The organism is Stenotrophomonas sp. UBA7606 (assembly GCF_002477705.1).
In the GTDB taxonomy this organism is placed as follows: Bacteria; Pseudomonadota; Gammaproteobacteria; order Xanthomonadales; family Xanthomonadaceae; genus Stenotrophomonas.
This window is the reverse complement of the sequence record NZ_DLJW01000033.1, coordinates 1-9,329: the sequence shown is the minus strand read 5'-3', so window position 1 is coordinate 9,329 and position 9,329 is coordinate 1. Positions and strand designations below refer to the sequence as shown.

Annotated in this window: 8 protein-coding genes; all 8 read right to left on the bottom strand. The window is 63.3% G+C overall.

The window, feature by feature from the left end; genetic code table 11:
- On the bottom strand, positions 1–1,149 hold a 1,149-nt coding region (locus tag B2527_RS05120), incomplete at its 3' end, for an NADH-quinone oxidoreductase subunit M (RefSeq protein ID WP_293706456.1).
- Positions 1,150–1,168: 19 nt separating this feature from the next.
- Positions 1,169–3,283 carry an NADH-quinone oxidoreductase subunit L gene (nuoL, locus tag B2527_RS05115; RefSeq protein WP_293706455.1) on the bottom strand — a complete coding sequence of 705 codons (2,115 nt, stop codon included), beginning with the start codon at positions 3,281–3,283 and terminating at the stop codon, positions 1,169–1,171.
- A 7-nt stretch (positions 3,284–3,290) separates the two neighbouring features.
- Positions 3,291–3,596, bottom strand: a complete 306-nt coding sequence (nuoK, locus tag B2527_RS05110) for an NADH-quinone oxidoreductase subunit NuoK (RefSeq protein ID WP_293706454.1) — start codon at positions 3,594–3,596, stop codon at positions 3,291–3,293.
- Positions 3,593–4,246, bottom strand: coding sequence for an NADH-quinone oxidoreductase subunit J (locus B2527_RS05105; RefSeq protein ID WP_293706453.1), 654 nt, complete (start codon positions 4,244–4,246; stop codon positions 3,593–3,595). Before B2527_RS05105 ends, nuoK begins: the two co-directional genes overlap by 4 nt.
- 9 nt (positions 4,247–4,255) lie before the next feature.
- A complete protein-coding gene (nuoI, locus tag B2527_RS05100) occupies positions 4,256–4,744 on the bottom strand; it encodes an NADH-quinone oxidoreductase subunit NuoI (protein WP_057626697.1) in 489 nt (162 codons plus the stop codon).
- A gap of 3 nt (positions 4,745–4,747) precedes the next feature.
- The gene (nuoH, locus tag B2527_RS05095; RefSeq protein WP_293706452.1) at positions 4,748–5,842 is read right to left on the bottom strand and encodes an NADH-quinone oxidoreductase subunit NuoH; all 1,095 of its coding nucleotides are present in this window, start codon (positions 5,840–5,842) and stop codon (positions 4,748–4,750) included.
- On the bottom strand, positions 5,839–8,073 hold the full coding sequence (nuoG, locus tag B2527_RS05090; RefSeq protein ID WP_293706451.1) for an NADH-quinone oxidoreductase subunit NuoG: 2,235 nt from the start codon (positions 8,071–8,073) through the stop codon (positions 5,839–5,841). The genes nuoH and nuoG overlap by 4 nt, the downstream gene beginning before the upstream one ends.
- On the bottom strand, positions 8,070–9,329 hold a 1,260-nt coding region (nuoF, locus tag B2527_RS05085), incomplete at its 5' end, for an NADH-quinone oxidoreductase subunit NuoF (protein WP_293706450.1). The genes nuoG and nuoF, both read right to left, overlap by 4 nt.

Below are 9,329 nucleotides of genomic sequence, written 5' to 3'. Positions count from 1 at the left end.
GGCGAACCACGGCATCACGTTGACCACGCCGCCGTAATCGGCGATGCGGCGGCTGTGCATGCGGTCGTACAGCACGCCAACGCAGGAGAACATGGCGCCGGACACGAAACCGTGCGAGATCATCTGCACCATGGCGCCCTGCAGGCCCAGGCGAGCCGCATCGGCGTTGCCCGCTTCACGCACCAGCCACAGCGCGGTGAAGGTACCCAGGGTCACGAAGCCCATGTGCGCGACCGACGAATAAGCAATCAGCTTCTTCATGTCGTCCTGCACCATGGCCACCAGGCCCACGTAGATCACCGCCACCAGCGACAGTGCGATCACCAGCCATGCCCATTCGCTGCTGGCGTCCGGCACGATCGGCAGGTTGAAGCGCAGGAAGCCGTAGCCACCGATCTTCAGTGCGATGGCGGCCAGGATCACCGAACCGGCGGTCGGCGCTTCCACGTGCGCGTCCGGCAGCCAGGTGTGCACCGGGAACATCGGCACCTTGACCGCGAAGGCGATCAGGAACGCAAAGAAGATCCAGGTCTGCTCCTTGGCCGACAGCTGCAGCTGGTACAGGTCGGCCAGCTGGAAGCTGCCACCCTTCAGGTACAGGTAGATCAACGCCACCAGCATCAGCACCGAGCCGAGGAAGGTGTACAGGAAGAACTTCATCGCCGCGTAGATACGACGCGGGCCGCCCCAGACACCGATGATCAGGAACATCGGGATCAGCATGGCTTCGAAGAACACGTAGAACAGCATCGCGTCGGTGGCAGCGAAGATGCCGACCGTCACGCCTTCCAGAATCAGGAAGGCGGCCACGTACTGGTTGACGCGCTTGTCCACCACGCCCCAGGCACCGATCAGGGCCAGCACGCCGACCAGGGTGGTCAGCAGCACCAGCGCAATGGCGATACCGTCAACGGCCAGGTTGTAGCCGATGCCGAAGGCCGGGATCCAGGGATGCTGCTCGACGAACTGCATCACGTCGGCGGCACCGCGGTCGTAACCGCTGAGCAGCCCGAGGCTGAGCAGGAAGGTGAGCAGTGCCACCGCCAGGGATGCCCAACGGGCAACCTGTGCGTTGCGCACGGCAAGGATCAGCGCACCGCCGAGGATCGGCAGCCAGATGAGGATACTAAGTAGGGGCCAGTTCGACACGTCTTCTATTCCGTACAGGTCAACGCCAGAAATGCATCAGCAGGCCCAGCAGGGCAATCAGGCCGATGATCATCACGAAAGCGTAGTGGTAGAGGAAACCGGATTGGGTGCGGCGCAGCAGGTTGGCAGCCAGGTCGACCAGACGCGCCGAACCATTCACCACCAGCCCATCAACGACCGTGCTGTCCACGGCACGGGCGGCCTTGCCGAGCTGCACACCGCCGCCGGCGAAGCCGTCGATCCAGAGCTTGTCGAAGCCGTACTTGTTTTCCAGCACCGAAACCACCGGTGCCAGGGTCTTGCGGGTCTTGCCTGCCAGTTCTGGCTTCCAGATGTAGAACACCCAGGCCAGTGCGAAGCCGGCAACGGTCAGCCAGAACGCCGGCATCATCATGCCGTGCAGGGCGTAAGCCACCGAACCGTGCCAGAACTCCTTGCCAACGGCAGCGATGGTGTCGCGCGCCGGGTCATAGAAGTCGACGATGCCGGTGAAGAACGACATGGTCTGGCCCGGGATGCCGCCAGCAGCGTGATGGCCGTCCCAGCCGGTACCGAACAGCATCGGACCGATGGTGAAGAAACCAATCAGCACCGACGGGATCGCCAGCAGGATCAGCGGCAGGGTCACCACCCACGGCGATTCATGCGGCTCGTGCGCACCGTGACCGTGGTGGTCATCGTGGCCGTGGCCATGGTCGGCGTGGTGGTCATCATGCGCATCACGGAAGCGTTCCTTGCCGAAGAAGGTCAGGAACAGCAGGCGGAAGCTGTAGAAACTGGTGACGATGACACCACCCAGCACTGCCCAGTAACCGTACAGGGCAACCCAACCCGCATCGGCGGCGTGCGCATGCATTGCAGCGGCTTCGATGATGGTGTCCTTCGAGTAGAAGCCAGCGAAGAACGGGGTGCCGACCAGGGCCAGGGTGCCTATCCACATGGTGATGTGGGTGATCGGCATGTACTTGCGCAGGCCGCCCATCTTCATCATGTTCTGTTCGTGGTGCATGCCGATGATCACCGAGCCGGCGCCCAGGAACAGCAGGGCCTTGAAGAAGGCATGGGTCATCAGGTGGAACACGGCGCCCGAGTAGGCCGACACACCCAGTGCGACGGTCATGTAACCCAGCTGCGACAGCGTCGAATAGGCAACCACGCGCTTGATGTCGCTCTGCACGATGCCGATCAGGCCGGTGAAGAACGCAGTGGTGGCACCGATGAACAGGATGAAGTCCAGTGCGGTCTGCGACAGCTCGAACAGCGGCGACATGCGGGTGACCATGAAGATACCGGCGGTCACCATGGTCGCGGCGTGGATCAGTGCCGAGATCGGGGTCGGGCCTTCCATCGAATCCGGCAGCCAGACGTGCAGCGGCACCTGAGCCGACTTGCCCATCGCTCCGATGAACAGGCAGATGCAGATGACGGTCGCCACGCTCCACTGCTGGTCACCGATCAACTGGACGGTGGCATGACCGGTCAGGTCGCTACCCAGCACCGCGGTGGCATTGGCGAACACGGTCGCGTAGTCCAGCGAGCCGAACGCCCACAGGATGCCGCCGATACCCAGCAGGAAACCGAAGTCACCGACACGATTGACCAGGAAGGCCTTCATGTTGGCGAAGATCGCCGTGGGCTTCTTGAAGTAGAAACCGATCAGCAGGTAAGACACCAGACCCACCGCTTCCCAGCCGAAGAACAGCTGCAGGAAGTTGTTGCTCATCACCAGGGTGAGCATCGAGAAGGTGAACAGCGAGATGTAGCTGAAGAAGCGCTGGTAACCGTCATCGTCGGCCATGTAGCCGATCGAGTAGATGTGGACCAGCAGCGACACGAAGGTCACCACCACCATCATCATCGCGGTCATGCGATCGATCATGAAGCCGACGTGCGCCGAGTACTGGCCAACCTCGAAGAACGTGTAGACGTTCTGGTTGTACGGCTGCGCCCCGCCCCACAACAGCTGGGAGAAGATATAAGCCGACAGGCCGCAGCTGATGGCCACACCCAGGATGGTGACGTACTGGGCGCCCTTGCGCCCCACCTGGCGACCGAACAGGCCGGCGATGATGCTGCCGAACAGTGGTGCCAGCACCACTGCAATCAACAGACTCTTGGAGAGAGTGATTTCCATCTTCGGATCAGCCCTTCAGCGAATCGATTTCGCCCACGTTGATGGTGTGGCGAGTACGGAACAAGGTCACCAGGATCGCGAGGCCGATTGCAGCTTCCGCCGCGGCCACGGTCAGGATGAAGAAAACGAACAGCTGACCGGCGGTGTCGCCGAGTTCGCGCGAGAAGGCGATGAAGTTGATGTTCACCGACAGCAGCATCAGTTCGATCGACATCAGCAGGACGATGATGTTCTTCCGGTTGAGGAAGATGCCGGCCACGGAGATGCAGAACATCACCGCGCCCAGCGCGAGCATATGGCCCAGGGAAATCATGGCTTGGCCTCCTCGCCACCGTCGTTCTTCACTTCCACCTGCACCACCGGCTTTTCGGCGGCCATCTTGACGATGCGCAGGCGGTCCTTTGCCTTGGTCATGGTCTGCTGCGTCGGGTTCTGCGTCTTCAGGCCCTGGCGACGGCGCAGGGTCAGCATCACGGCTGCCACCACGGCGACGGTCAGGATCACTGCGGCGAACTCGAACGGCAGCAGGTATTCAGTGAACAGGCTGCGGGCCAGCCAGGTGACGTTGGAGGTGTCAGCCGCAACTGCAGCGGCGTTGTCCACCGGGAACGGCGTGGTACGCGCCTTGACGCCGATCAGGGTCAGCATCTGCACCAGCATCACCACCGCGACCACCAGGCCGATCGGCAGGTAACGCACCCAGCCTTCACGCAGGTTGGTGGTGTCGATGTCCAGCATCATCACCACGAACAGGAACAACACCATCACCGCGCCGACATACACCAGCACCAGGGTGACACCCAGGAACTCCGCCCCCACCAGCAGCCACACGCAGGCCACCGAGAAGAAGGTCAGGATCAGGCACAACACGGCATACACCGGGTTGCGCACGCTGATCACCGACGCCGCCGAGATGCCGGCGATGATGGAGAAGAACCAGAAAGCAATATTTACCCAATCCATCTCAAGACCTCAGCGGAAAGCAGCGTCGGCGGCGCGGCGCTCGGCGATTTCGGCTTCAAGCCGGTCGCCCAGTGCCAGCAGCTGCGGCTTGGTGATGATGTTCTCGCCACGCTTCTCGAAGTGGTACTCGAGAATGTGGGTCTCGACGATCGAGTCCACCGGGCAGCTTTCTTCGCAGAAGCCGCAGAAGATGCACTTGAACAGATCGATTTCGTAACGCGTGGTACGGCGGGTGCCGTCTTCGCGCTTGGCCGAGTCGATGGTGATGGCCAGTGCCGGACACACCGCTTCGCACAGCTTGCAGGCGATGCAGCGCTCTTCACCGTTGGGGTAACGGCGCAGGGCGTGCAGGCCACGGAAGCGCGGCGACTGCGGGAACTTCTCCATCGGGTACATCACGGTGTACTTGGGCTTGAACGCGTACTTCAGCGTCAGCCACAGGCCACCGAGCAGCTCGAGCAGCAACAGACTTTTGAAATAGTGGGTGATCTTATTCATGAATCAAACGCCCTTCTGGATCACGCCGTAGAACACCATCAGTGCCGTCACCGCGATCCAGAAAATGGTCAGCGGGATGAACACCTTCCAGCCCAGACGCATGATCTGGTCATAGCGGAAGCGCGGGAAGCTGGCACGGAACCAGATGTACGCACTGGCGAAGAACAGCACCTTCAGCAGCAGCCACGGCCAGCCGCCGGTCCAGATCCAGTTGATCCACGGCGAGATGTCTGCCGTGATCCAACCCTGGAGCGGGCTCAACCAGCCACCGAGGAAGAAGATCGAGATCAGGAAGCTGACCAGGATCATGTTGGCGTACTCGGCCAGGAAGAACAGTGCGAACGCACCGCCGGAGTACTCCACCATGTGGCCGGCCACAATTTCCGACTCGCCTTCGACCACGTCGAACGGCGCGCGGTTGGTTTCGGCAACGCCGGACACCCAATACACGACGAACAGCGGGAACAGCGGCAGCAGGAACCAGTCGAACAGGCCCGAATTACCCTGCTGCGCCAGCACGATATCGGTCAGGTTCAGGCTACCGGCGGCGATCATCACGCCAACCAGGGCGAAGCCCATCGCGATTTCGTAGCTGACCACCTGCGCGGCCGAACGCATCGCACCGAGGAAGGCGTACTTGGAGTTGGAGGCCCAACCGGCCAGGATCACGCCGTACACGCCCAGCGAGGTCATCGCCAGCAGGTACAGCAGGCCAACGTTGGCGTTGGACAGCACCAGCTTGTAGTCGAACGGAACCACGGCCCACGCCGCGAACGACGGTGCCAGCACGATCAGCGGCGCGATGACGTACATCGCCTTGTGGGCGCTGGCCGGGGCAATGATTTCCTTGAACAACAGCTTGGTGACGTCGGCGAAGGCCTGCAGCAGGCCACCAAGACCGACGTACATCGGCCCGTGGCGGACGTGCATCCAGCCGATCAGCTTGCGCTCCCACAACACGTAGAAGGCAACCGAGATGATGATCGGCATGGCGATCACCAGGATCTTCAGCACCGTCCACAGCACGATGCCGATATCGCCCAGGGCCAGAAACCACTGGTGCAGCGGATCGACCGCGTTCAACAGCAACTCGTTCATGCAGCCACCACCGTTACACGTGCGGCACCCAGCGGCGCGGTTGCGCCGTGGCCCGATTCAATCCACACCGTGCCGGCGGCGACGCGAGCGTCAACCACCACCGACAAGGTGGCGCGGCCGGCGTCGGTGCCGACCTTGGCCATCTGGCCTTCGGTCAGCTGCAGACGCGCGGCGTCATCGGCGTTGAGCACGATGCGCGGATCATTGTTGAGCGGATGCGACTGCAGCGCCTGCGCGCGACGCACGACGGCGTCGGTGCGGTAGATCGCCGGGGTCGAAGCCACTTCGAAGCCCTCGCCTGCCGGCTGCGGCTGTGCCGAAGCGGACACCTTGACGGTCACCGGCTGCAGGCTGGCACGCAGGCCGGCCAGGTCGGTGAAGCCGAAACCGGCCAGCTGCAGGTCACCACCGAGGGCACGCAGCACGCGCCAGCCCTCGCGGGCCTCGCCTTGCAGCTTGCCACCGGCACGGGCCACCTGGTCGCGGCCGTCCAGATTGGTCAGCGTGGCGTCGATTTCCGGCAGCGCGCCGATCGGCAGGATCAGGTCGGCGACATCGCGGGTCGAGGTGCAGGCGAAGTGACTGAAGGCCACCACCTTGGCACCGGCCAGCGCCTTGCGGGCAGCAGCGGTATCGGCGAAATCCAGGCCCGGCTCGATGCCGTACAGGGCATAGGCCTTGCGCGGCTGGGCCAGCATCGCATTGACGTCCTTGCCGGCCGGCAGCACGCCAACGCGGGCCAGGCCCAGGGCGTTGGCACCCTGCGGGATGCGGCACAGCTTGGCGCCGGTGGCAGCGGCAAATGCGCTGGCAGCCGAACGGATCGCAGCAGCCTGCGGATGATTCTCGGCAATCGCACCGACGATGATGACGGTATTGCTGCCGGCCTTCACTGCATCGACCAGCTGCGCGTTGCCCAGTGCTTCGACGAAGCGCGACGGGGCGACAATCTGCTTGCCGGCCAGCTTGAACGCGAAGTCGAAATCGACCGGGTTGACCGCGTGGATCTTTGCGCCGTTCTTGGTCTGCGCCTTGCGCAGACGGGCGTGCAGCAGCGGCAGTTCATGGCGGATATTGCTACCCAGCAGCACGATCTGGTCGGCATTCTCGATTTCCGCCAGCGCCATGCCAAAGGCTTCGGCCACCGGGGCGTCGGAGAAATCGCGGTTGTTGATGCGGTGGTCGATATTGTTCGAACCCAGGCCGGCGGCCAGGCGGGCCAGCAACGCGCCCTCCTCGTTCGACGTCGCCGGGTGCACCAGCACGCCGAGGTCGTCGCCACGGTTGGTTTCGAAGATTTCGCGGGCAGCGGCCAGGCCTTCGGCCCAGCTCACTTCCTTCCACTCGCCATTGACCTTCTGCAGCGGCTTGAGCGCACGGTCGGCCGCGTACAGGCCCTGATGCGAATAGCGGTCGCGGTCGGACAGCCAGCACTCGTTGACCAGTTCGTTGTCACGCGGCACGGCGCGCAGCACTTCGCCACGGCGCACGTGCAGGAACAGGTTCGAACCCATCGCGTCGTGGTAACCCAGCGACTCGCGTGCGGTCAGTTCCCACGGGCGCGCCTTGAACTGGAACACCTTGTTGGTCAGCGCACCGACCGGGCACACGTCGATGACGTTGCCGGACAGTTCGGTGGTCAGCGGCTTGCCGTCGTAGGTGCCGATCTGCAGGTTTTCACCGCGCGACATGCCACCCAGCTCGTAGGTGCCAGCGACTTCAGCGGTGAAGCGCACGCAGCGGGTGCACTGGATGCAGCGGGTCATCTCGGTGGCGACCAGCGGCCCCATGTCCTCGTCGACCACAACGCGCTTGCGCTCGTTGAAGCGGCTGACCGAGCGGCCGTAGCCCAGCGACACGTCCTGCAGCTCGCACTCGCCGCCCTGATCGCAGATCGGGCAGTCCAGCGGGTGGTTGATGAGCAGGAACTCCATCACCGAACGCTGGTACTTGAGCGCCTTTTCGTTGCGGGTCTGGATCTTCATGCCATCCATGACCGGGGTGGCACAGGCCGGCGACGGCTTGGGCGACTTTTCAACGTCGACCAGGCACATGCGGCAGTTGGCGGCGATCGGCAGCTTCTCGTGGTAGCAGAAGCGCGGAATCGGGATGCCGGCCTTGTCGGCGGCCTGGATGATCATCGAACCCTTGGGTACGACCAGCGTCTGACCATCGATATCGATGGTCACATGATCCGGCGGTACGTTGGGATTTACCGGTTGCGCGCTCATGCGGCAGCAGCCTCCACCTTCTTGCCGTCAACCATCGAATGACCGTTGACGATGTAGTACTCGAATTCGTCCCAGAACTGGCGCAGGAAGCCTTGGATCGGCCACGCTGCCGCCTCACCGAACGCACAGATGGTGTGGCCTTCGATCTGACCGGCCACGGTCTTGAGCTGGTGCAGGTCTTCCATCGTCGCCTGGCCGGCAACGATGCGCTCCAGCACGCGGTGCATCCAGCCGGTGCCTTCACGGCACGGGGTGCACTGGCCACAGGATTCCTTGTGGAAGAACTGGCTGATGCGGCAAGCGAACTTGACGCAGCAGACGCTGTCATCCAGCACCACGATGGCACCCGAACCCAGGCCCGAGCCCAGTGCGCGGATGGTGTCGTAGTCCATCGGCAGGCCCTTGAGCTGCTCGGCGGTCAGCACCGGCATGGACACGCCACCCGGAATTGCCGCCTTCAGCTTGCGACCCGGACGCAGGCCGCCGGCCATTGCCAGCAGGTCGTCGAAGGTGGTGCCCAACGGCACTTCGAAGTTGCCGCCCTTGGTCACGCAACCCGACACCGAGAAGCACTTCGGGCCACCGTTGTTGGTCAGGCTCAGGTTCTTGAACCATTCCGGGCCGTTGCGGATGATCGCCGGCACCGAACCGTAGGTTTCGGTGTTGTTGATCGTCGACGGCTTGCCGTACAGGCCGAAGTTGGCCGGGAACGGCGGCTTGTAGCGCGGCTGGCCCTTCTTGCCTTCCAGCGACTCCATCAACGCGGTTTCTTCGCCGCAGATATAGGCGCCGGCGCCCAGTGCGCCATAAATGTCGATGTCCACGCCGCTGCCCAGCACGTTCTTGCCCAGCCAGCCGTGCTTGTAGGCATCGGCCAGGGCCTGCTCGAAGTGCTCGAACGGTTCGTGGTGGAACTCGCCGCGCAGGTAGTTGTAACCCACGGTGGAACCGGTGGCGTAGCAGGCGATCGCCATGCCTTCCACCACCGAGTGCGGGTTGTAGCGCAGGATGTCGCGGTCCTTGCAGGTGCCCGGCTCGGATTCATCCGAGTTGCACAGGATGTACTTCTGCACATCGCCCTTGGGCATGAAGGACCACTTCAGGCCGGTCGGGAAGCCCGCGCCGCCGCGGCCGCGCAGGCCGGACTGCTTGACCATCTCGATGACGTCGGCCGGCGCGATCTTCTCTTCGATGATCTTGCGCAGCGCGGCGTAGCCACCGGTCTTCAGATAGCTTTCGTACGACCACGGGGTGTC